This window comes from Bradyrhizobium sp. CCBAU 53340, from assembly GCF_015291645.1.
Classification (GTDB): Bacteria; Pseudomonadota; Alphaproteobacteria; order Rhizobiales; family Xanthobacteraceae; genus Bradyrhizobium.
Genome location: NZ_CP030055.1, coordinates 2006256 through 2029371, shown reverse-complemented (window position 1 = coordinate 2029371; position 23116 = coordinate 2006256). Strand labels below are relative to the sequence as shown.

General features: G+C 61.5%; 24 protein-coding genes and 1 tRNA gene. 7 read left to right on the top strand and 18 right to left on the bottom strand.

From position 1 onward, the window contains the following. Positions 1–28: 28 nt before the first annotated feature. The 3 genes from XH89_RS09510 to XH89_RS09500 form a co-directional block, all read right to left on the bottom strand. The gene (locus XH89_RS09510; RefSeq protein WP_194466815.1) at positions 29–343 is read right to left on the bottom strand and encodes a hypothetical protein; all 315 of its coding nucleotides are present in this window, start codon (positions 341–343) and stop codon (positions 29–31) included. A gap of 964 nt (positions 344–1307) precedes the next feature. Continuing rightward, entirely contained in the window at positions 1308–1682 is a 375-nt protein-coding gene (locus tag XH89_RS09505) for a response regulator (protein WP_194466814.1), read from the bottom strand. Between the two features lie 176 nt (positions 1683–1858). Further along, positions 1859–2491: a response regulator transcription factor gene (locus XH89_RS09500; RefSeq protein ID WP_194466813.1), complete on the bottom strand. Its 633-nt coding sequence runs from the start codon at positions 2489–2491 to the stop codon at positions 1859–1861. 343 nt (positions 2492–2834) lie between these two features. On the opposite strand from XH89_RS09500, the gene XH89_RS09495 reads away from it, so the two are divergent. Further along, on the top strand, positions 2835–3515 hold the full coding sequence (locus tag XH89_RS09495; RefSeq protein ID WP_194466812.1) for a helix-turn-helix domain-containing protein: 681 nt from the start codon (positions 2835–2837) through the stop codon (positions 3513–3515). Here XH89_RS09495 and XH89_RS09490 read toward each other — a convergent pair. From XH89_RS09490 to XH89_RS09475, 4 genes are read right to left on the bottom strand one after another with little or no spacing between them, the layout of a single operon-like run. Further along, positions 3496–3951 carry a potassium channel family protein gene (locus tag XH89_RS09490; RefSeq protein WP_194466811.1) on the bottom strand — a complete coding sequence of 152 codons (456 nt, stop codon included), beginning with the start codon at positions 3949–3951 and terminating at the stop codon, positions 3496–3498. The two genes, XH89_RS09495 and XH89_RS09490, sit on opposite strands and share 20 nt — an antisense overlap. A gap of 16 nt (positions 3952–3967) precedes the next feature. After that, positions 3968–4144, bottom strand: a complete 177-nt coding sequence (locus XH89_RS09485; RefSeq protein ID WP_194466810.1) for a hypothetical protein — start codon at positions 4142–4144, stop codon at positions 3968–3970. Positions 4145–4182: 38 nt separating this feature from the next. Beyond that, the gene (locus XH89_RS09480; protein WP_194466809.1) at positions 4183–5046 is read right to left on the bottom strand and encodes an alpha/beta fold hydrolase; all 864 of its coding nucleotides are present in this window, start codon (positions 5044–5046) and stop codon (positions 4183–4185) included. 8 nt (positions 5047–5054) lie between these two features. After that, positions 5055–7562 (bottom strand): alpha/beta hydrolase, encoded by a 2508-nt coding sequence (locus XH89_RS09475; protein WP_194466808.1) that lies wholly within the window; start codon positions 7560–7562, stop codon positions 5055–5057. A gap of 133 nt (positions 7563–7695) precedes the next feature. On the opposite strand from XH89_RS09475, the gene XH89_RS09470 reads away from it, so the two are divergent. The 5 genes from XH89_RS09470 (at position 7696) to XH89_RS09450 (ending at position 11082) form a co-directional block, all read left to right on the top strand. Next, the gene (locus XH89_RS09470) at positions 7696–8622 is read left to right on the top strand and encodes an alpha/beta fold hydrolase (RefSeq protein ID WP_194466807.1); all 927 of its coding nucleotides are present in this window, start codon (positions 7696–7698) and stop codon (positions 8620–8622) included. After that, the gene (locus tag XH89_RS09465; RefSeq protein ID WP_194466806.1) at positions 8619–9233 is read left to right on the top strand and encodes a hypothetical protein; all 615 of its coding nucleotides are present in this window, start codon (positions 8619–8621) and stop codon (positions 9231–9233) included. Before XH89_RS09470 ends, XH89_RS09465 begins: the two co-directional genes overlap by 4 nt. Before the next feature lie 67 nt (positions 9234–9300). Beyond that, positions 9301–9954, top strand: a complete 654-nt coding sequence (locus XH89_RS09460; RefSeq protein ID WP_194466805.1) for a CoA transferase subunit A — start codon at positions 9301–9303, stop codon at positions 9952–9954. Positions 9955–9958: 4 nt separating this feature from the next. Then, positions 9959–10609 (top strand): 3-oxoacid CoA-transferase subunit B, encoded by a 651-nt coding sequence (locus XH89_RS09455; protein ID WP_194466804.1) that lies wholly within the window; start codon positions 9959–9961, stop codon positions 10607–10609. A 14-nt stretch (positions 10610–10623) separates the two neighbouring features. Then, positions 10624–11082, top strand: coding sequence for a MaoC family dehydratase (locus XH89_RS09450; protein ID WP_194466803.1), 459 nt, complete (start codon positions 10624–10626; stop codon positions 11080–11082). A 36-nt stretch (positions 11083–11118) separates the two neighbouring features. On the opposite strand, the gene XH89_RS09445 is transcribed toward XH89_RS09450, so the two are convergent. From XH89_RS09445 to XH89_RS09410, 8 genes are all read right to left on the bottom strand, one after another. After that, a complete protein-coding gene (locus tag XH89_RS09445) occupies positions 11119–11388 on the bottom strand; it encodes a DUF3551 domain-containing protein (RefSeq protein WP_194466802.1) in 270 nt (89 codons plus the stop codon). A 43-nt stretch (positions 11389–11431) separates the two neighbouring features. Next, positions 11432–12220, bottom strand: coding sequence for an enoyl-ACP reductase FabI (fabI, locus tag XH89_RS09440; RefSeq protein ID WP_194466801.1), 789 nt, complete (start codon positions 12218–12220; stop codon positions 11432–11434). After that, the gene (locus tag XH89_RS09435) at positions 12217–13431 is read right to left on the bottom strand and encodes an acetate/propionate family kinase (RefSeq protein ID WP_194466800.1); all 1215 of its coding nucleotides are present in this window, start codon (positions 13429–13431) and stop codon (positions 12217–12219) included. Before XH89_RS09435 ends, fabI begins: the two co-directional genes overlap by 4 nt. A 5-nt stretch (positions 13432–13436) precedes the next feature. Then, positions 13437–14399 carry a phosphate acetyltransferase gene (locus XH89_RS09430; protein WP_246767774.1) on the bottom strand — a complete coding sequence of 321 codons (963 nt, stop codon included), beginning with the start codon at positions 14397–14399 and terminating at the stop codon, positions 13437–13439. A gap of 29 nt (positions 14400–14428) precedes the next feature. Then, positions 14429–16648, bottom strand: a complete 2220-nt coding sequence (locus XH89_RS09425) for a DUF3141 domain-containing protein (protein WP_194466798.1) — start codon at positions 16646–16648, stop codon at positions 14429–14431. A gap of 65 nt (positions 16649–16713) precedes the next feature. Further along, positions 16714–17802, bottom strand: coding sequence for an AI-2E family transporter (locus XH89_RS09420; RefSeq protein ID WP_194466797.1), 1089 nt, complete (start codon positions 17800–17802; stop codon positions 16714–16716). After that, positions 17799–18464 (bottom strand): hypothetical protein, encoded by a 666-nt coding sequence (locus tag XH89_RS09415; protein ID WP_194466796.1) that lies wholly within the window; start codon positions 18462–18464, stop codon positions 17799–17801. The genes XH89_RS09420 and XH89_RS09415 overlap by 4 nt, the downstream gene beginning before the upstream one ends. Further along, positions 18461–19750 (bottom strand): DUF2254 domain-containing protein, encoded by a 1290-nt coding sequence (locus XH89_RS09410; protein WP_194466795.1) that lies wholly within the window; start codon positions 19748–19750, stop codon positions 18461–18463. The genes XH89_RS09415 and XH89_RS09410 overlap by 4 nt, the downstream gene beginning before the upstream one ends. A gap of 184 nt (positions 19751–19934) precedes the next feature. Between XH89_RS09410 and XH89_RS09405 the strand changes: the two genes are divergently transcribed. Beyond that, the gene (locus XH89_RS09405; RefSeq protein ID WP_194466794.1) at positions 19935–20324 is read left to right on the top strand and encodes a DUF1622 domain-containing protein; all 390 of its coding nucleotides are present in this window, start codon (positions 19935–19937) and stop codon (positions 20322–20324) included. Between the two features lie 698 nt (positions 20325–21022). Here XH89_RS09405 and XH89_RS09400 read toward each other — a convergent pair. The 3 genes from XH89_RS09400 to XH89_RS09390 all read right to left on the bottom strand — a co-directional run bounded on the left by XH89_RS09400 (position 21023) and on the right by XH89_RS09390 (position 23057). Beyond that, a tRNA-Lys gene (locus XH89_RS09400) sits at positions 21023–21098 on the bottom strand. Positions 21099–21265: 167 nt separating this feature from the next. Further along, positions 21266–21862, bottom strand: a complete 597-nt coding sequence (locus tag XH89_RS09395; protein ID WP_194466793.1) for a Spy/CpxP family protein refolding chaperone — start codon at positions 21860–21862, stop codon at positions 21266–21268. A 193-nt stretch (positions 21863–22055) separates the two neighbouring features. Continuing rightward, positions 22056–23057 carry a TRAP transporter substrate-binding protein gene (locus XH89_RS09390; protein ID WP_194466792.1) on the bottom strand — a complete coding sequence of 334 codons (1002 nt, stop codon included), beginning with the start codon at positions 23055–23057 and terminating at the stop codon, positions 22056–22058. Positions 23058–23116: the final 59 nt, after the last annotated feature.

Sequence of the window (23116 nt, the reverse complement as noted above, 5' to 3'; positions counted from 1 at the left end):
CGCGCCATCTCGGCGGCCGCTAACGATCCTAACCGAGCCTCTGGACCGACGTGGCCTCCGCAAAGCACCGGCCCGGCACGTCGATGGGAGGCTTGCAGACCGCTTTGCCCGATTTGAGCAGGTCTCGCGGTTGCAGACGCAGCGGCAATTTGTCCAGTGCTCTCCGCTTCAATTGCACCGTTGGCAGCCTGTCGCCTTTCCGCGAGCGATTTGCGGCTTGTTCGAGCGAGGACTGAGGTCCCGCAGAAAGGGCAGGCAGTGGAATGGCTTGGTAAACGGCCATCGCCGTGGTCATGCCCGCGATGTAGATGAGTGAATGCAACGTGAGTGTCTTGAAAAGCATGATGCTGCTCATTCCACCTGAGCCCGTACCCGGGCATCGCCGCAAGAATTGATCGACGCTAGATCGAGGCCCAAACGCCGGCTTGATCTGGCGCAAACTCGGCGCAGCCTAAGTAAGCATCCGTAGCCACCGCGTCCCTAGCCGGGCTTGAAACTGGCGCTCTCGACGGGCTTTCAAATAGGCAAAGCCCCGGCGTGAGACCGGGGCTTCGTAGTGAAGAAGGCTTCGAACGCTGTCATTCAGCGACGCCCGACGCGATTGACAGGACCGCCGCGATTCATCGGCGTTCCCGGCCGCACCGCCTCGCGAGCGGCAGCGCGGGCGACGGGCCGCGGTCTCAGCATGACGCCGGCTCTGGCGATGCAGCTCGGCGGATAGTCAATGTATTGGCAATACACGGCCGCGGCTGCCGGGCCGCCACTCACGGTCGTGCCCACGACAGCCAATGACGCACTCATGACCAACCCGCCAAGGGTCATCGATGTGATTGAGCGGAGCAATTGCACGAGAACCTTCCGATGGCTTCGTTATCAAGAGAGGTTCAATAGCAAGGCGGATATGGAGCGTACCCGCATGCCCGCGGATAGGCGTAGCGGTACCCACCGTAAGCCGCCGCTCCCGCTGCTGCGGCACCATAGTACGCGCGGCGATGCACGCGGCGATTGACGCCCGCGACACTCATCGGTGTAAGCGGCCGCCCAACTCTCGCCTGGGCACGATCCAGCGACACGGATAGCAAGCTCGCGGGTGAATAGTGGGGCGATAGCGGAGCCGCGGTCGCGAGCGCAACAATCACCGCCATTCCAAAGAACTTGGCATTTCTCGTCATGTCCGTCTCTCCCTCAAGGGTGGAAATCAGACAGAACGTGACTCCCGGCCCGGGCTGACCGTTGATCGAAATCAATAAAATGAGCTGAGTTGCGCATCGAACCGGCAGGTATGTTTCGTCGGCAGCTCGGCCCAGCTAAGCGGTCGGTCCGCGCGCCCTTGCCATGGACGCGATCAGCGACTTTGCCGAGAACGGCTTCGTCAAGTAAGCGGCGCATCCCACCTTCGTCGCCTCAGCGCGGTGGGCCTCGCTGTCATTACCTGTGATGAAGACGATCGGCGCGGTGATGCCCTGCCTCAGGAGCTGTTGCCGAAGGTCGATCCCGGATCCATTCTCGAGGTTGATATCGATGATCATGCAAATGGCTTGGTCGAATCTTCCGTGGCTGAGTAGCGCCCGCGCAGAGTCGAACAATTTTGCTGCGTAGCCGTACTCACGGAGTAGCCGCCCGATGCTCGTGCGCATCGACTGATCATCGTCAACGACGTAGATGGACTTCGCTTCGGGCATGATCGGCCTTCTGGGCTTGAGAGCTCCAAACTGGCTGTGTCCCGGCATGCCGGCGCAGTATCGGAGTTGCCTTGATTATGCATTGCGCGCGCTGAGGCCCGTGCCGTCAATAACATGTGATATTGCCCCTTGGTACAGGTCGGCGCGTCGAAGCGGCGAGTGGACGCGAAACCCGTCTAGCGCTGTGATCCGTCATCCGGACCAAGCAGGCCGAGCCGTTCCGCGATCGAAACCAGTTCTGCGAACGAGCTCACCCGCATCTTCTCCATGACCTGGTGACGATGCGCCTTGATCGTCCGCTCCGTCGTTCCGAGCTCGTAAGCGATCTGCTTGTTGATCTTGCCACGTACGATGAGGTCCAAGACTTGCCGCTCGCGCGGCGTCAGCGACGACAGCAGGGCGCGAAACGTACCGAGCTTGCTTCGCTGGCCTTGTGCGGCATTGTGACGCGCCAAGGCGCGCTCTATGGCGTCGATCAACTGTTCTGACGACACCGGCTTCGTCAGGAAATCCTCTGCACCGGCCTTGATCGTGCGCACGGTCGTTGCCGTGTCAGCGTACCCGGTGACAAAGATGATCGGCAATGTCGAGCCAAGTTCGTTCAGCCGGCTTTGCAGATCAGGACCGCTGAGGCCTGGTATCTTCACGTCGAGCAGCACGCACGCAGGTCTTTCACCGCCTGGAAGGTGATCGAGCAGCTCCTCCGCCGAGGAATGTACGACGACGTCGTAACCTGCCAGTCGCAGCCGCCGCTCTATCGCGGTGCGAAACGAAGCGTCATCGTCTACCACATGAACCAGGCCGGGCAATTCTACCTCTTAGCCGCTGATGCCTTTGCGGCGCCCCGCTTGAGCGGGACACCAGCCCAAGGCGTTCAGATCTGAAGGCAATTCCATCTATGTGAATGACGTCGTGCTTAGCAAAACCGTTCAATCGAAACATTGCTTCAAATCATGCATGTTGCTCTCGGTCTTCTCATTCCGCGCACGAAGCTTCGCCCCCGTGCGAAGGTACATTGTCCCTAGAGACAATGGACAGGAATATCCTCTTTAGTCGTAAATCAACCTCGGCGGGAGTGGGATAGCGCGGCGCATTTCTCGCGATGGAATTCTGTTTGAACCAATTCAGCGATTCGTTTTGAGGAGTTGGCCCATGTTCGTGCGCACTAGCGACGTGACCTCCCGCTCCAATTCCCTTCGTGACCTCGGAGTGACCAGCGATCTAAACCCCGCGGTCAGCTTGAGCGAATTCAACTACAAGAAGGGAACGGAGATTTACGGAGAGAAGGAGCCGGCCGAGTACGTCTATCAAGTCAAGACGGGGGCGGTACGAAGCTACAAGCTCTTGTCGGACGGACGGCGTCAAATCGGCGCGTTTCACCTTTCCGGCGATATCTTCGGGCTCGAAAACGGCAGTTCGCACCGCTTCACGGCGGAAGCGATCGTTGATACCACCGTCCGATTGATTCGCAGGCAGACTCTTGAACTGGTGGCCGACAGTGATCCAGTCGTTGCCAACAACCTGCTCAGCATGACGACGAACAACCTTCAGCACGCCGAGGATCATATGCTGCTGCTGGGACGCAAGACATCGCTGGAGCGCGTTGCCGCCTTCGTGCTCGAGATGGACCAGCGACTGACCGGAGCCGGCGTGATTGCGCTGCCGATGTCGCGTCGCGATATCGCCGACTATCTCGGCCTGACGCTCGAAACCGTGTCGCGCGCATTGTCACGGCTGCACGAGCTTGGCATCATTGCCTTTCTCGGCAATACGCAACGCCAGATCGTTTTGTCGGACCGCCAGAAGCTCGCCACTATCGATCTACAGGGCTGAATCCGGCAGCCCCGATCGCGGCGAGGTGATCCAGCGTCTTGCGCAGGACTTCGAACAGAACTGCGGTCGACCAGCCGAACAGAAGGATGCCGTTCATGGCGGTCATCGGCCCGATCAAACGCCAAGACGCAAGAGGCGTGATATCGCCGTAGCCCAGCGTGGTGTAATTGACAAAGGTAAAATAGAGCAGATCAGATCCGGCCGGTGCCGCACCGACGATCAGGTAGGCCGCGGTCCACACGAGAATCTCAAGCGTGTGTGCAAGCATCAACGTCGCTGCCGTTGCAACCATGACGGCCATCAAATGCAGTCTCGGCCGCGTGGTGTGCCTCAAGCCAGCGGCCCGGGCGATGCCGATAGCGCCCACCGTCACGATCGCGTGGACCATGATGTTAATCGCGCTGACGAGAGCGCCAGTCAGGAATTGAAGGGCCATCGCAACAAATCGGAGTTCAACCGCGCTCGCGTGAGGCCGGGTCGAGACGCAGCCTCTGTCCTCTCAAGCGCTTTATCTCTTTTTTGAGTGCTTCGGTCTTCTCGTCCTGCTGTTCTGTCCTGGATTTCGGCAGCTCGTCCTTGCGCAACTTTTCGAGCGCCTTCTCAACCGAGAGCTTGTCAGTGCCGGCCATGATACCGTCCTCACACAGTTTCTGCGGATAGCGATCGACTATCTCGCCAGTCCTCCGAACCAGGCCCCGAAATAGCCGGCATAGAGCGCCGGGTTTTCCAGATTCATCGAATGGCCAACTCCCGGCACGATGACCAGCCGGCAGTCCGGCATCGCCGCCACCATCGTCCTCAGATCCGCCGGTGGGATCCAGCCGTCCCGCTCGCCCCACAGCACGAGATGCGGGTGTCTGATCTCCGCCATCCGGCGTTGCAGCTCCTTGCTCTCCCACTCGCGGTTGAGATTGACCGGCGTCCCGATCCAGATTCCTTCGGAGACGCTGAAGGTTTGCTCGAGAATGCGCTCGAACAAGCGCTGGATATCTCCAAGCCCCTCTCTGAACCGCGGCACCGTGTTTGGCGCAAAACTGTCAGGAACGAACAATGAGGATGCCGCCGTCGCCATCACTGCGCGTGTCACCTCCCTGCTTGCCATCATCGCGCGGAACACGTCGATCTGGTCGGCATTGAAGGCCATGCCGAGCGGAGTGACCGGATCGAGCGCGAACACCCGTCCGAAACGCTCCGGCTGCATCAGGAGCATCCGTGCCGCAATGATGCCGCCGGTGGAATGGGTAGCGAGGTGGCAATATCCGACGCCGAGCGCGTCGAGCGCAGCCAGCATGTCGCCCGCATGCTGCTGCATGTTGTAGTTGGAATAGTCTGTGGCTGGCTGCGGTCGATCGCTGTCACCGCAGCCCCGCCAATCGAGCCCGATGACCCGCAGGCCCGACGGAAACAGCGGCGCGGCGAGCTCGATCCAGTCCTTGCTGGCGAGATTGCCGTGGATGAAGACGACGGTGACGTCGCCCTTCCCCCACTCGCGCCAGCCAAGCCGGATTTCGCCCGCCTGCACCCTTTGCATGAGCCCGCCTATTTGTTGAGGCCGGCCGTGGGCGCTGCGCCGGGCGGCGTCGGCGCCACCGGCAAGGCGGAGACCACCGCACCCTTGATCATGCGATCGATGCCCAGGGGCGACGAGGTATCGACGCTTCCCTTGGTCACAAAGTCCACCACGTCAACCGGGAACTCGACCGGATTGTCGGTGTGGATGAAGTGACCAGTCTCCGGATAGATCTTCAGGATCGGCCGATTGCCCGCATTGGTCATCCGCGTCATGAAGGGCGAGATGACGTCGCGCCCGAGGTCGGTGAGGCCATTGAAGGCCGGCGTCGGGATGAACGGCTCCTTGTCGCCGAACGACAGGAAGATCGGCTGCTTGATCTGGGTGAGGCGCTCGTAGAGATTCTTCGGATCGTCCTGCTGCAGCTCCGCACCGATCGTATAGATGTCGTAGATGAAGACGTTGCACCACTGTTCGAGCTCCTTGGGGTTGCCCTTGGTCAGCCCGACACGCTGCTCCGTATGCAAGCGGGCATACTCGCTGTCGTTAAAGAAGTAACCCGCCTTGGCCGCCGACACCACGTTGGACTCCGGATCGCGCTTCTTGAAGTAGAAGAAGTCGCGGATGTTCTGCTCCGAACGTTTGATTTCGGAATCGAGAACGCCGGTCGGGCCCCAGGTCGCCTTCCACTTGTCGAAATCGTGGTCGAAGGCCTGGTCGAACAGCCTCGCCTTCTTGTCCTTGGCGATCGTGATGTCGCGCGGGTATTCCTCGAGCCCCGAGGGCGCTTCGAGCGCGAGGCCCTGCACCGCGTCCGGCCAGGTCAGGGCATAGCCCATCACGAACTGACCACCGAGCGAGTGACCGAGATAATAGGCTTTCTTGACGCCGAGCTGCCTGACAACGAGGTCATAGATGACCTCGCGCATGTCCTGCATCGTGCGTGCCGGGCTCTTGTCGAGATTGCCGGGCCCGGACATGCCGTAATGCGGCAGATCGGGCGCGATCACGCGCAGTCCGCTGCGCAACGCGTACTGCATGACGTTGCCGTAGTGACCGGCGAAGGCGCCTTTGCCGTGGATGATGACCAGCACCTTCGGATCCCTGTCGGTGCCAGCATATTCGTCCATGTAGCCGATCTGCCAAGAGTTGCCGCTCCTGTCCTTCGCGTTGGCGTATTTGACCGGATAGGGATAGGTCACGTAGTCCTTCCAGAACGACTTCGCGGGATCGATGTTTTCCGCAACCCCCGGCACGCGATAGTTCTTGTCCACGAACTTCTGCGCGCGATCGAGGCTCGCGACATCATCCATGAAAGCGACGAACTTCGGATCGTTCTTCCGGTGGTTGACGATCGAGAACACGCCGTAGTGGGCGACGGGGCTCTCCTCGGCGATCAAGTCCGCGCCAGGGATGCGGTCGACAGCCCGTTCGGCCAGCTTGTAATTCAGCCACTGGTCGTTGGTGATATGCATCACCATCGTGCGGGCCTGGATGCGGCCGAGATACGGGTTGACGTTGTGGTTCTCGCCGACTCGGTTGCGCCAGACGAGATCGACGGCGTCATACAGCTTGGCGCGATTGGTCACGCTGCTGCCGGCTTTCTCATTCGGCGGATCCCAGTAAAAGACCTCCGGCTGGACCGCAGCGAAACTCTGGCTGGTGCGGAACGCGAAATCATAACCGGTCAGGCCGAGCACGGACCATCCAAAGGCCACGCCGGGCATCGGATGCTTCTCCTTGGGCAGCTTGTAGTAGTCGCCCTTCGTGGACTGCCACACCGGATCGGACTCGATCGCCGCTGTCATCAGCTGAAAGGTCCAGTTGCCGACCGGGTCCTCGGCATCGGACTGCGTGGTGCCGCCGATCGGCATCAGCGCGCTGACAAACTCCGGATGCATGACGCCCCAGACATATGTCTGGGTGCCGCCCATGGAGACACCGGTCACTAGCGCCGCGTGGGCGATATTCAGGCCGTCGTGCAGCATGCGATAATTCACCTGCACCATGTCATAGTAGCTGTATTGCGGGAATTTGATTCCGAGGCCGTCGGATGGCTTGCTTGCACCCCAGGTGCCAAGCGGATCGACCATAACGACATAATAGCGATCGGTATCAATCGGCCGGCCCGGACCGATGATCGGCACGCCTCCGGAGAGGGCAGCCCCCTTGACCCACTGCTCATACATGTCAGTGGAGTCGCCCGAATAGTAGGAATTGATGATCACAGCGTTCGTAATCTCGCCCGCTGCGTTACGCCGCGGCGTGCCGACGGCGATATAGGCACTGCGCAGCTTGCCGGCGCCGAGCGATTCCAGCGTGACACCGCCCTCGCCGCCGTTCTCCCATTTCGAAGGATCATTGAGATCGTACTTGCCGCCGAGACGGAAATTCTCGATCTCATACGTCTTCTTCAACTCGTCGTGCTGCATCTGCGACGAGCGACGCGTAAATGGTTGCGCGATCGCGAGCGAAGTACCGATCAATAACAGTAAAAAGCTGAGGACATAACGGCGCACGATGTGCCTCCCGATCATGGCGAATTCCTCCAGCGATTGTTCTGATCGGACGCTAGGTGCGGAGAGGACGCATCCTTTGATTTAACTCAATGGAAGGGCGACGTTTTCATCGAGGATATTGCTACACCAAATTACCTGCGGGATCGCCGCAATGCCCTTTCTTGCCCACGGTTCGTACCGGATCCGGTACGAGCTTGACGGTCCCGCTGGCGCGCCGGCCTACGTGTTGGTCAACGGCCTCACGCAGTATGCCGAGCTGTGGGCGGCTTATCGCGACGCGCTCGTCGCGCGCCACTTCCGCGTCGCCACGTTCGACCTGCTCGGCCAAGGCGAGTCCGACAAGCCCGCTCTCTTCATCAGCCAGGACGATCAGGTCGCGGCGCTTCGCCTGCTGATCGAGGAGTTGGGCGACGGCCCTGTGTTCCTGAGCGGCATCAGCTTCGGCGGCCTGATCGCGTTGCGCTACGCCATTGCTCATGGCGACCGATTGGCCGGACTGGTACCGATGAGTTGCTTTGCCGAGCTGCCGCCGCAACTATTCCTGCTCGGCAACGCACTGCGCACCGGCCTGATCCTCGGCGGGACCAGCTATCTTCAGGATCTGCTGCTGCCGATGAACGTCTCGGATCAATGGCTCGCGCCTGTCCTGGATAAGCTCGACAGCGTGAAACGGCAGGGTTGGCTGGTGAACGATGTTTACGCGCTGCAGAACCTGATGGAATCCTTCCTCGATTTCGAGCCGCTAACGGCGCAACTGCCGTCGATCGGCATGCCGACGATGATCCTGAACGGCGAGTTCGACTTCCTCACGCCGCGCGCGCTTCACGAAACCCTCCGCGTTCAGATCCCTAACAGCTCACTGGTGATTATTCCACGGGCCTATCACGCCTTTACGCTGGAGAAGCCGGCGTTAACGGCCGACCTGCTCGCGCGTTTCGCGGACGATGTGTTGGCCGGCCACTGGCAGGGCAACCAGGCCGTCTGGATCGCGCCCGACGACGCCGGCGGCGACCTGATCCCGTTTCCTGCCGGATACGATCATTTGCGCGCCATCCCGGTGCAGAGAGTGCGTACATGAGCCAACTTTTTGGCCCCCTGGATTCTGAGGGACGCGTGCCGCCACGGCAGCAGACCCGCGTTGCGGCGTTCATCGTCTCCGGCCACGGTGCCCTCGCGCGTCGATTGGCGTTTGCCTTGCCGCTCAGGATGGAGTCCGCCTGGCAGACCGAACTGAACGCGCAATTCTACAATGAGTCCGAGATCGTCTCTTTGCTGGTGCGCGCGACCAGTTGGACGCCGGACCCCGCACTCGCCTATCTCGCTGTCGCCTGGGAGACGGCATGGTTTCCGGCGCCGTCGCAAGGGATTCCCGATCACTCACTTGCGCTCGCCGTCGATTTTGCGGCGCTGGCGCACGCCATTCATGCCGGCATCCGGCCAGCGGCGCTGCTCCCCCTGGAAGCCAATGCCAGCGATCCCTTCGTCATGGCGCTGCGGCGCGTCGAGTTCGAGAGCGGCCGGCTGCTACAGGCCCAGATCCTGTTCCTGAAGGGCGAGAGTCTATTGCCCCTTCGTGAAGCGGTGAGCGCCGCGCTCGAGCGGCGCCATGCCGAAGTGCGCAAGTTATGGCACGAGATGCTGCAGAGCATCGGCATTTCGCCCGACGACGAGAATGACAGGAAGCGTTGACGCAGATCAAAGGCCCGCACCGCACGCGCGCGAACATCCCACCGACGAATTGACTGGAGCTCCGACCATGAGGGCCGTTTCCGTCGAAGAAGCCGTTGCGATGATCCCCGCCGGCGCCAGCATCATGATCGGCGGCTTTATGGGAGTCGGGACCCCGGAGCGCCTGCTCGACGAACTGGTCCGACAGAAGAAGAGCAACCTGAGCGTCATCAGCAACGACGCGGCAACGCCAGGCAAGGGAGTCGGCAAACTATTCGATGCGATGCTCGTCTCCCGGCTGACGGCAACCCATATCGGCCTCAATCCGAAGGCGCAGCAGCAGATGCTGGCCAATCAGGTTGCCGTCGATCTGATCCCGCAGGGCACCTTTGCCGAGCGCATTCGTGCGGGCGGGTGCGGGCTGGGAGGCGTGCTCACGCCGACCGGCGTCGGCACTCTCGTCGCCGAAGGCAAGCGCCAGATCGAGGTCGACGGCCGGCCGTATCTGCTCGAAACGGCGCTGCGGGCGCAGTTCGCGCTGGTTCATACCTTTCTTGCCGACTACCTCGGCAACCTCGCCTATGCGCTCACCTCCCGCAATTTCAATCCGGTCATGGCGATGGCCGCCGACACCGTGATCGTGACCGCGGAGCACATCGTGCCGGTCGGCGTCATCGCACCCGATCACGTCATGACGCCGGCCCCGCTTGTCGACTACCTCATCACCAACGCAAACGGGTGAACTCATGGACGCACAGGAGATCATCGCCCGGCGCGTCGCGAAAGAGCTCAAGCCGGGCAACCTCGTCAATCTCGGCATCGGCATCCCGACCCTGGTGGCCAATTACGTCTCACCCGAGTTGAAAGTGTTCTTCCAGTCGGAAAACGGGCTGATCGGCACCGGACCAATCCCCGAGCAAGGGATGGAGCATCCGCTACTCACTGACGCAGGCGGGCGGCCCATCAGCGCGCTGCCAGGCGCAAGCACGTTTGACAGCGCAATGTCCTTCGGTCTGATCCGCGGCGGCCATGTCGACGTGACTGTGCTTGGCGGCCTGCAGGTCGACGCGCACGGCCACCTCGCCAACTGGATGATCCCCGGCAAGATGGTGCCGGGCATGGGCGGAGCCATGGATCTGGTCAGCGGCGCCAAACGGGTCATCGTGGCCATGCAGCATGCGGCGAAGGGCAAATCGAAGATCGTCAAGCAGTGTAACCTGCCGCTGACATCGGATCGGCCGGTGAGCCTCGTGGTCACCGACCTCGCGGTGATCGGATTTCCAGGCGGCAAGGCCACCCTGCTCGAGACTGCGCCCGGCGTCAGCGTCGGCGAGGTCATGGCGGTCACGGAAGCCGAACTCGCCATTGGCGACACCGTTCCGGAAATGAAGATTTGAGCGGGCGAACCGATATGCGGATATTCAGCGATTTCAATGAGATCAAAGCGGCCGTCGGCACCGAGATCGGGGTGAGCGATTGGGTCGAGATCACGCAGGAACGCATCAACCAGTTCGCGGAAGCGACCTGCGACGAACAATGGATTCACGTCGATCAGGAGCGCGCCAAGACGGAAATGCCCGGCGGCAAGACCATCGCCCACGGGCTGCTGTCGCTGGCTCTCGCGCCGCTGTTCATTCGATCCGTGATCGGCCTGAAAGGTCTGCGCAATACCCTGAACTACGGCGCCGACCGGATTCGCTACCTGGCGCCCGTGCCGGCGGGATCCAGGCTACGGGGACGGGTCACCATTGCGGAAGCGGAGGATGTACCTCCCGACGGCCTGCGTGTGAACTATCATCTCGTGATCGAGATCGAAGGCGGTACGAAGCCCGCCTGTGTCGCCGAGCTGATCGCGCTGCATTATCGCTGAGACGACGTGGGCGTCAGAGCCTGCGCCACAGGCCAGTCAGTAATGGCGTCTGTTGCCGTCATTGCTGCCGAAGGGACGCCTTTGCGCCGGGGTGAAGTACGGGTTTACCTCACACATGGCCGGACGGCCGGATGCTGACGCGCGACATTCCGGCATCGATGTGTAGCTGCAATCAATCCACTCCCCGCCATCCAGAGACCCCTCGTATAGTTTCATGCAGACTGGATACCGAGGGTCATAGGTCTGAGCGTGCCCTGACAAAGAGCCGATGACCAGCAACACCAAGCTCAGTAGGGCGATGCGCATCCTATCTCCAGTTCCTATCTCCGGCACTCTGCCGAGCCCGCACTCAATCGATGATGTGATAGCCGCCGTCGATGTAGAGCACCCCGCCAGTCATGAGCTTGGCGCCATCGAGCGCCAGGAATGCAGTGGCATTGCCGACATCGTCGATGCTCACCAGGCTCCGCGCCGGCGCCTTCGATTGTGCCTTGTCCATCAATTCGTCGAATTCCGGGATGCCCGAGGCCGCGCGAGTGGCGAGCGGGCCAGGCGAGATCGCATGCACCCGGATGCCTTTTGGGCCCAGTTCGGCCGCGGCATAGCGAACCGCCGATTCCAGCGCGGCTTTCGCCACACCCATGATGTTGTAGTTCTCGACCACCATCTGACTGCCGTAATAGGTCATCGTAAACATCGTGCCGCCGTTCTTCATGAGCGGCTCAGCCAGATGAGCCATCCGCAGGAACGACCAGCACGAGACCTCCATGGTCTTGAGGAAGCCCTCGCGGCCGACATCCACGACCCGGCCGTGCAAGGCTTCCTTGGGCGAAAAGGCAATCGAGTGCAGCAGGAAATCGAGCTGCCCCCACTCCTTCGCGATGTGCTCGAAAACCTGCTCGGTCTGGCCTTCGGCCATCACGTCGAGCGGCATGAAGATCGGCGCCTCCAGCGCCTGGGCGAGCGGCTCGACGTGCTTCTTTGCACGGTCGTTCAGGTAGGTGACCGCAAGCTCGGCACCGAGCGCACGGAACGCCCTTGCGCAACCCCATGCGATGGATTGATCGTTGGCGATGCCGACGACCACTCCCTTCTTGCCCTTCAGCGCAACCTTGGTCTCAGGATACACGGGAATCATGACACCCTCTCTTGTCTGGGGTTGCTCGATGGTGTGTTCATCAGCAGCGACAGCGTATGCTGTGCGATCATCAACTCTTCATCGGTCGGCACTACGTAAACAGGGATGAGACTTCCGGAGCGCGAGATCAGCTGGGCATGGCGCGAATTTTCGAGTGGGTCGAGCGCGACCCCGAGCCAACCCAGCTGCTCCGCCACGCGGGCACGAATAGTTGCGGAATTCTCACCAATGCCGGCCGTGAAGACAAAGGCGTCCAAACCTTGCAAGGCTGCTGCCAACATGCCGGCATTAAGGCCGATCCGATAAGCGAAATAGTCGATCGCAAGCTTTGCCTTGGCATCGGCACTCTTCTCGAGCTCACGCATATCGTTGCTGACACCGGAAAGGCCCTTCAGACCGCATTCGCGGTAAAGAAAGTCCTGCACGCTCGCAGCCGACATGCCCTTCTCGGTAATCAGGTAGAGCACAACGCCCGGATCGAGCTGGCCCGGCCGCGTTCCCATGGGCAGACCGTCCAGCGCGGTGAAACCCATCGTGCTCTCGACGCTTCGGCCATCCTTGATCGCGCACATGGAGGCGCCGCTGCCGAGGTGAGCGACGATCACCCGACGCTTTGCGATTTCGGGGGCGACGCTCGGCAGAGTCCTGGCGATGTACTCGTAGGACAGGCCGTGAAAGCCATAGCGTCGCACGCCCTCGGCATGAAGCCGATGCGGAATCGCGTAGTAGTCCGCCAGCGCACCATGCGTGCGGTGAAATGCGGTGTCGAAGCACGCGACCTGCGGCAGCGTCGGGAAGTTCGTCAGGATCGAACGGATCGGCGACAGGTTATGGGGTTGGTGGAGCGGCGCGAGATTGATGAGGCGCTCCAGCCGGCCCACCACGCCATGGTCGATCAGAACAGGCTTGTCGTAGTCCGGGCCGCCATGCACTACCCGATGCCCGATCGCGATCGGGTGAATGCGAAGCTCCTCGCGTAGCCACTCACCCGCCACACCCATTGCAGTTGAAACGTCCGGCACCGCCTCGATCGGGTAGGCCCGATCGGCCAGGGAATCGCCCCCCGCGCCGCTCGCCTTCAGCCGCGGACGAGCGCCAATGCCGTCCATCTGCCCCTTGATCTGCCGCCGGAGCCGCCCATCGCCCTCAACCGAGAAGATCTGGAACTTGACGCTGGAGGAACCGGCGTTGACGACGAGGATCGTATCCATGGCAATCACGCAGCTACTGTGGGGGCGTGCTGGCGACGTGCGTTGGCATAGAGCGAGGCCACCGCGCAGGACGCCATCCGCGCACGCGGCGTATCCGCCCGCGAGGTCAACACGACCGGCACGCGCGCGCCCAGCACGATGCCGGCCCCGTCGGCCTTGGCAAAGTACGCGAGATTCTTTGCCAGCATGTTCCCCGCCTCAAGATCGGGAACGACAAGAATTTGCGCCCGGCCGGCGACCTCGGACTTGATGCCCTTGATGCGCGCCGCCTCAAGGTCGATCGCATTGTCGAATGCTAGCGGCCCGTCGAGCACGCCGCCCGTAATCTGGCCGCGATCCGCCATCTTGCAGAGTGCGGCCGCCTCAATCGTCGAGGGAATTTTGGAGGTGACGGTTTCGACCGCCGACAGGATGGCAACGCGCGGCGCCTTGCCGAAGCCGGCCTGCGTGTAGAGATCGATCGCGTTCTGTATGATATCGCGCTTGGCGTCCAGGTCGGGGAAGATGTTGATGGCTGCGTCCGTCACGAACAGGGTCTCGGCATAGGCCGGCACATCCATGACGAACACATGGCTGATCCGGCGATCGGTGCGCAGGCCTCCCGCCTTGGCCGTGACGGCCCGCATCAGCTCATCGGTGTGCAGGCTGCCCTTCATCAGCATCTCGCCCTTGGCAGCATGGATCAGCTCGACTCCTTTGGTGGCAGCGTCCTCGCTATGCGCGGCGTCGACGACCTCGAAGCCCGAAATGTCGAGACCAAACTTTCTGGCGGTGTCCCTGACCTTGGCTTCGGGGCCCACCAGGATCGGCCGGATGATGCCCGCTTGTGCGCTATCGAATGCTCCGCGCAGCGACGTCTCGTCGCAGGGATGCACGACGACGGTCGGGAGCGGAGAAACGGCCTTGGCGGCCGCGATCAGCCGATCATATTTGCTGGAAGACTGCGCTTGCACGGTATCGGCTGACATGATGTTGCTCCCCATCCGCTTGACGGCCGCTACGATGCCTTCGCCTGGTCGAAAGGGGCCACGTTGGTCGCACTCCCCTCTTCCGCATCGACTCCGAGAAGTGCGGCAATCCGCTGCAGGCGGCTTGCGCTCTCTCCGGCGATCTTGCCACTGGCGGACAGCACCTCGCGCATCGACGCAATCAACGCCCGCCGCTGATTGATGTCGTCGGGCAACAGCTTCGGAATGGCAGCGAGGGCACCCTCCCGATCCAGCAGCAGCATGAAGAACTGCTCTCGAACCAGGCTCTTGAACTCGGAGAGCGACAGACGAACTCCACCATAGTCCCGCCGCACGCGGCGCAGCGCCTCGATGCTGCGCTCGTCGACCATTCCGCGCGCCGAGCCGATATAGAGCAGGCTACGAATGGCCGCCTCACGGGGCCCTCCCTCGCCGATCTTTGATTTCAGTTGAGCAATCCGCTCTTCGAGCATCGCCTGGTGCTCCGCGGACATTTCCCGACGACGCGACGGCTCCGATTTTGGATCGATCCCCAGCGCAGCCTGCAGGGCCGGCGATCCGTACAGGTTCAGGAAGACCGTTTCGCTCAGCGCCTCGGTTGCGTCGCGCCAGCTATCGAGCGCGTGGACGATCTGCTTGGACATCTGCTCCTGAAATGCCAGGAAGGGATTGTCTTTCGAAACCGGCTTGCGATTGTCCTCGATCTGGTCCGCCGCCGACTGAATCGTCGCCATCAACGGGTTACGGCTGCTGAATGCCTCGTACTGCAGTCGCAGCGGATGCAAATTGCGCATCGCCTCCGCCAATTGCGGATTCGCGACCTTCTTGATCCAGGGCTGAACAAACTTCCGGTAGGCAGCCAGGTTGATTTCCGAGACGCGCTTGGCGGCGGCGAAACGTCGCTCGTCCTCCGGCGAATTTCCGCCCATGGCCCTGATGTCATCGAGCGTCCGCGCCTCGCAGCGCATCACCCATTTTCCGACGACGAGGTCCGAACTCGTCGTCTCCTCGTCTTTGGCTTCGAACGTTGCCTCGTAGAGCCCGGGCGGCAGCACGTCGATCAAATCGATGTTCTCGGAGAATTCCGCATGCTCCTTCTTGGCGACGCCGCCGGAGACGAAAATGCCGAGATGGCCGATGCTCTTGTGAACCGTGTAGACGATGGTCTGCCCATAGGCTCTGATCTCATCGACGTCCGCGTAGCAATCGAGGATCCAGTCGAGCGCCTGCTGGGGCGGCGTCACGTTGTCGCCCTCGGAACAGAACACCAATATGGGCGATCGGATGTTGCGGAGATCGACCTTCTGGCCATCCGACATCTCGATCCTGCCGGCAGCGAGATTGTTGCCGATGAAGAGCTCATCGACGATGAACTGAATCTCCTCGGCGTTCAGATTGACGTGCCCGCCCCACCAGCGTTCGAATTCGAGATAGCGGTCCGCCTCGGTGTCGACCTTGGAATAGACGTTGTACTGCTTGGTCCAGAGCGTGTTGGACGGATTCTGGTTCTCGAAGTTCTGCACGAGCCACGCGCCGTCGAACTTGCCGGCGCCGAGATCGCTGGCGAGCGCCGTCAGCCAGCTTCCGCCCAGCAATCCGCCCGAGTAGCGCATCGGATATTTGCCGTGCACGCCCGCCCAATAGGCCAGCGGCGCGCCCGCGATGATCAACGGTCCGAACAGTTCCGGCCGCAACGAGGCCAGGATCATCACAGCCCAGCCGGCCTGGCAGTTGCCGATCACACAGGGTTTACCGTCGGCTTTCGGATGCAGGCTGATGACTTTCTCGATGAACAGCGCCTCGGCGCGGGCAATGCGCTCGATGGTCTGTCCCGGCATCGGCTCCGGCAGGAAGCCGACGAAATAGCAGGGATGACCCGCCTTCATCGCGACGCCGATCTCGCTGTCGGCCTTGAAGCCGCCGATGCCGGGGCCGTGTCCCGCGCGTGGATCGACGACGATGAACGGGCGCCGCTCGAGATCGATTTCGACGCCCTCGGGCGGAATGATACGGACCAGCGCATAATTGACCGGCTCGTCGAGCTTGCGGCCGTCGATGATCAGTTCGGCGGCATATTGCAGGACGTGGGGGGCCGTCTGCGCGACGTGCTCGCGATATTGGTCGCCGCGCCGGCGCATGATGTCCAGGAACAACACGCTTCGCTGTCCTGCGTCCACCAGATATTCCACTGCCGAGGCAACGAGCCCGGACATGGGACCATCAGGGAGATTTGGAGTTTCCATCGACATGTTCCGACCTCTCTTGTCCGCCGCTTCATAGAGAGCCCGCGCGCGAGGAGATACGTTGACCTAGGTCAACGGTCGACCGAACTGCGAGCCGCTGCAGAACGGTCGATGGCGATCCACGCTACCGATAATTCCCAGACGAGCGACAAAACGATGGGTCCGATAAAGAGACCGACAATGCCATGCGCGAGGGTCCCACCGATCACCCCAAGCAGGATCAGCAGGGTCGGCGTGGTGAGGCCACGGCCCATCAACAAAGGCTTCAAGATGTTGTCGAGGAGACCGACGATCACCAGAAACAGCGTCAGCAGAACTGCCGTGGTGACGTCTTTGCAGGTCCAGATCCAGATGATCACGGGCAGCATGACGACCACCGCTCCGATCTGCACGATTGAAAGCAGCAGCACCATGAATGCGAGCAGGCCGGCGATCGGAATGCCTGCCAGGTTGAAACCAATCCCCGCAAGCAAGGCCTGGACGACCGCAATACCGATCACACCTTGGGATACCGCGCGGATCGTCGCACCCGCCAAGTCCAGGAAGTGCTCGCTCTGTTCGGGGACGATCCGCGACAGAAATCCCCTTCCCGCCGCCACGAACAGCTGGCCATACGGCAGGATGAATCCAGCCACTGCCACCGACAGCAGAAACTTGACCGCGCCAACGCCGGCATCGCCGACAAGCCCGAGAAGCGTTCCGGCGAACGGCTTCAGGTAAGGGGCGACCGTGCGCAGAACCGCGCGAATGTTCGACGATGCCTGGTCCCAGAGCTCATAAAGCTGCGATCCGATGAGCGGCCAGCTCTTGATCGCCTCTGGCGCAGACGGGATCTTGAGCTCGCCAGCCATCAGTTCTCCGGCAAAATCCTTGAGTCCCTCCACCGCGCCGATACCGAGCCACGCCGCCGGTCCGATAAGAATGAGAAGATTGATCACAGTGAGAAGGCCGGCCGCGAGCTTCGGCCGGCCTCCCAGAATCTTTGCCAGCCTGATGAAGACGGGGTTGAACGCGACGGCAAGCACCAACGCCCAGACAAGGATCGTCCCGAACGGACGGATCAGGACAAGCGCCCAGATGATCAATAGACCGAGCAATCCGATGCGGATCACCAGCCGTATCAACTCTTCTCCCGTGAGTATCTGACGGAGCGTCCTCACGAGCGCACCTCGCTCTCGTCCTTCTTGAGCCAGATATTGATGCTCACCAGGAGCACCCAGAAAGGAAAGACGACGAGGCTCCAGTCGATGTAGTAACTTCCGACGAGAAGGATGGCGGCAACTGCATAGCCGCCATAAGCGAGCCAACGCGGCGTGAGCCCCGTATAGAGGGCGATCGTCGAGGTGGTCATCATGAACACGGAAGCGGTCTTGACGAGATAGATGTTGACCATTCCGTAGGCCAGGCCGCGGCCGAAATGAAACGTCGCGGAATTGATCAGCACGTTCGGCGCAGCATGGAAGGCTAGAATAACGGCGCCTATGACGGCGGCGGCGGCAAACAACATTGCGAGCAGCAGCACCGCGCTACCGAAGAAGATCGTCGCAAAAAACTGATCCTCGCGCGAGCCGAGCCGGTCGCGCAGAAAGCCGACGAACCACAGGAATGCAACGCCTGCAAAGGGCACGAGGTTGAGCGCCAAGGCGACGTTTCTGGTTCCGCCGTGAAGCCATGCACCCGGTTCGAGCGGATCGGCCGGTACCGATCGCCGCATCAGCCAGAACACTGCGAGCAGCAGCACCGAAAACAGGATCCCCGCCGCGGCCGCCACGCGCGGGGCTCGCAGTTTTGCCCGCGTCAATCCGGTTGCTTGCGTGATCACGAGACCGCCCGCCCCTTCTCTTCAGAGGCCGCCGGGCTCGCCAATGCGTGATGGTACGACAAGCCGAGACCCTGGCGGTCCTCGATACGGGCGGCATCTCGGTCCTGCGGATCGAAACTCGACCGCTCAATCCCCGAATCGAGATGACCGAGATAGTCGCAGACGAGTTTCGCCCGCTCCCCGTCGACGCACTCGCCCAGTTCAACGAGAGCGGCGCGCAGGCGACGCATCACCTGGATTGATGTCGATCCGAACTGCCGGATTTCGTCGAAGGCAAGCGAGAGGTAATCCTCCCAGCTCGGCATCCGGTAAATCACCCTCAGGATACCGCTATCGTCGAAGGCCCGACAGGCCTCCAGGTCACACTTGGCCAGCCGGCGCAGCAGATCCTCGATCTGGTCGATGGCCTGCACGGCGGTCGTAGGGTCGTTGATGGCGGGAGACAACGCCTTGATCGCGACATCGACGAGTAGCCGCATTGCATATTTCGGATCTTGCTCGAACGTCCGCTGCTCGTCGAGATGAGCGCAGGCGCTCAATTCTTTTTCAGGCGCCAGAGTGCCGGTACCCTGGACGTGCATGATCACACTATCTTCGAGCAGCGTGTCTCCGACGCCACATTCGATCGTGATGAGACCGTCCATTCGGCGGGCATGGCCGACCAGCTTGGCGATATCGATCGATGCCACCGACCGCGGATTTCCGACATGTTTGACGGTAAGCTCCGTCCTATCGCCGCGCTCTTGCGCCCGCGCTGCATTGCCCGACGTCCGCCACGGGTTGGACCGATACGTGTCGACGATGACCTGCCGGCCTATATCGCCCAGCGCCTGCAGCACCCGTATGATCTGCAGATTGTTCAAACGCTGGACCAGTTGCGCGAGCATCAAGACGCTAACGACCAGCATGGCTGCCACGATCGCCGCGGACAGAAACGGGACGCCTTGGACACCCTGGCGGTCGACCCAGGCCAGCGTGGCGAGACTGTACATGAAGGTCGCGACGAACATGCCCAGCGAGTGAAACAACAACCGGTCGCGCGCAAACCAGACAACAAGGCGCGGCGAATAGACCACGGCGTTGAACTGGACGAGCACGAAAGCGATCGAGAACACGATGCCGGTCAGCGCCATCATGCCCGAGGCAACCGCCGACAGATAAGCCTGGGCCGAAGACGTCGAAAGATTGAGGCTGACGGCCAGGAACGTCGATTCCAGGCGCGGCACCAGAAAGCCGGCCGCGACGCTCGCAATCGCATAGAGCGTGGGTATCAGCCAAAGCTGCATGCCGCTTCCTTTCGCAATGCCCGAACTCCCCGGTCTGCTCGGGAAATCACAGCATCCTCGCGCTTGCGAGCGGTTCGTTGATCTTGATCAAGGGTGCGTACCGCGCGCGTAGATCAATGATGGTCTATTGGCCCGGCGCCACGTTCGTCGCGCGGCGCGCCGCGCACAACGAAGGCTCTGAATCATGAATTCCACCGCCGATCACGCGCCTTCGTTCGAGACCGCCACCAGCCAGTGGATTCACCTCGTCGGCATCGGCATCGAGATCTTCGGCGTATTCATCATCGTCGTCGGGATCATCTGGTCGGCCCGCTACATCTTTGGGCGAGACGTCGCGTCCCGCTACGACAGCTACAAGATCAGCATCGGTCGATCGCTGTTGCTCGGCCTCGAGGTGCTGGTGGCGGCAGACATCGTGAAGACGATTGCGATCGAGCTGACCTTCGTGAGCCTTGGCCTGCTGGCCGGACTGGTCGTGGTCCGCACCTTCCTGAGCTGGACACTGACACTGGAGATCGAGGGTCGCTGGCCGTGGCAACAGGATCAAGCCGAGAACACCGGGGCAAATCAGTGAGGTTGCGGCGCTGGGTGCCTCGAAAGGGCTTGGGCGCCGGAATTACAATTGCACAGCATGAGCCCCCCGCAGCGACGGGCAGAAATAGACGGATTATCCCGTTTGCTCGCTCAATTATCCTATTCTGCCCGTCGCCTTGTTGACCCCGGAATAGGCACCGAGGCTGACGACACGATCCCCTTCGACGATGAAATCGGATGAGCCGCTAAGCGAGCCAGCCTTACGCTCTCAAAGATGAATTTCGAAAGGCCAGGAAGATCGGATTGTGCAAAGCGAGTGAGGTCGCATCTTCTCCACTGCTGCGAGACCCGCAGCACCTTCCCGACGATCGGGCAGGAGATTTAAGAGCGCAGTATAGGTAGCGCTCTGTCAGGTGGGGAGTTTGGCCAGGAATGCGAGAATGAGACCGGCGATCTCATCGTTCCTCTCGTCGAGCGCGAAATGGCCGGCATCGAGCAAATGCACTTCAGCGTCCGGTGGATCGCGCCTGAACGCCTCTGCCCGGGAGCGGTGAACGAGGGATCGTTCCGTTCCCAGACCACCAAGGTCGCCGGCTTACGCTCCCGCAACCACGCCTGCCATGCAGGATATGAACAGCGATCCGGCGATGTGACGTCCGACCACAAAAAGCGTCGCATGAGACGCGCTTTGTTCCGCACGCGGAATTTAAAAAGCCCTGCGCTGGCAGGGCCTTGGGATGGTGGGCGCACCAGGGCTCGAACCTGGGACCCGCTGATTAAGAGTCAGCTGCTCTACCAACTGAGCTATGCGCCCGAAAGGCGGTCAATGCCTTGCGAGGCCGGTCGTTTAGCAAAGCGATCCGGGTCTGGCAAGCGATGTGACGCATGTTTTCCAAGGTTCTTCCACAGCCCCGGAAACGCGAAAAGCCGCTGGATTCCAGCGGCTTCTCCAAGGTTAATATCAGGGCAATCCCGGTGGGCTCAAAGATGCCCTTCCCGGTCCGGGCCGCCGTCGCGGTCACCGCCCCGGGAGCGGTCCATGCCATGCTCCATCATGCGGTCCATGCCGCGCTCCATGAAGTGGTGGCGCGGGCCGTCCTCGCCGCCGCCGAACGGGCCGCGGTGGTGGGTCAGCAGGGCAAGGCGCCGTTTCTGGCCGTCATCAAGGGTCTTGTAGAGCGGGTCGGCGGCGTCCGCGATCTTCCTGAGTGCCTCGGAGGTTGCGCCCATGTCGTCGGCGCGCTGGCGCAGACGGGCGACCGGATCCTCCGGATTGTCGGCATCCCTGTTCGAGTCTCCGGGGCCGGCGTTCATCCGCGCATTGGCGCGGTCAATGCGCAGCTTGGCGAAGTCGCGCACGGCGGCCTCGACCGGAGGCCACAGCTTCTCTTGATCGGCGTTGAGCTTCAGCCCGGCATGGACGGCGGCGATCCGCGCGTCGACCATGGCGGCGCGGTCTTCCGGGTTCATGCGCATGTGGCGGAAGTGCTCCATCCACGGGCGATGATATTGGGCATAAACCGCGCCCGAGCCGGCGATGCTGAGCACGGCGATGGCGGCGATGGTGAATTTCCTCATCCGAACCTCCTCTGGAAGGGTGTCCTGAAGATGAGCGTCGCAAGGCCCGTCCGCAACTTACAACTTGGACAGAGAGGGCACTCTTACGAAGATGTAACACCTTGATCTGGATCAAGTCGCTACCTGGAAATCATTTGCAACAAAGGGCTTCCGCACCGCGGCACGGAAGCCCTTCGTTCATCGCGTGCTTGGATTAGTTGGTCGTGCTCTTGGCTTCCTTCTGGAATTCGTCGATCAGCGGCTGGCCGACGCGGCTTGCGGCGTCCTTGTAGACCGGCTCCATCGCCTTGCGCATCGCCTCGTCCTGCTCGCTCGTGAGCTTGATGATCTCGCTCTTGCCGCTCTTCTTGATCTCGGCCATCGCGTCGTCGTTTTCCTTCTGCGACTGCGCGTTGTTGAAGTCGGTGGCCTCCTTCATCGCCTTCGACAGCTGGTCGCGGATGTCGGCCGGCAGACCGTCCCAGAACTTCTTGTTCACGATCACGACGTAGCCGATGTAACCGTGATTGGTCTCGGTGATGTACTTCTGCACCTCGTGCATCTTCTGGGTATAGATGTTCGACCAGGTGTTCTCCTGGCCGTCGACCACGCCGGTCTGCAGCGCCTGGTAGACTTCCGAGAACGCCATCACCTGCGGCAGCGAGCCGAGCGCCTTGAACTGGGCCTGCAGCACGCGCGAGGACTGGATGCGGAATTTGACGCCCTGATAGTCGGCCGGCGTAATCAACTTCTTGTTGGCGCTCATCTGCTTGAAGCCGTTGTCCCAATAGGCAAGGCCGGTGATGCCCTTCGGCTCGAGCAGCTTGAGCAGCCTGGCCCCGAGCGGGCCTTCCGTCACCTTCCGCAGCGTCTTCAGATCAGGGAGGATGTAGGGCAGATCGAACACTTCGAATTCGCGGATGCCGAGCGGACCGAATTTCGAGTTGGACGGCGCCAGCATCTGCACGCTGCCGAGCTGCAGCGCCTCGAGCTCTTCCTTGTCCTTGTAGAGCGTCGAGTTCGGATAGACCTCGACCTTGACCTTGCCGTCGGTGTACTTCTCGGCGAGCTCCTTGAATTTTTCGGACGCCTTGCCCTTCGGCGTGTCGGTCGCGACCACGTGGCTGAACTTGATGATAACAGGCGATTGGGCCGATGCCGGCACGGTCAGCGCCAAAGCAGCAATCGATGCCGCAGCCCAAATGAGTTTCCGCATGCTTCCTCCAGTACGTTTTTGCGGGGCGCGGACCGCCGGCCCCATCCTTAAATTCTTGG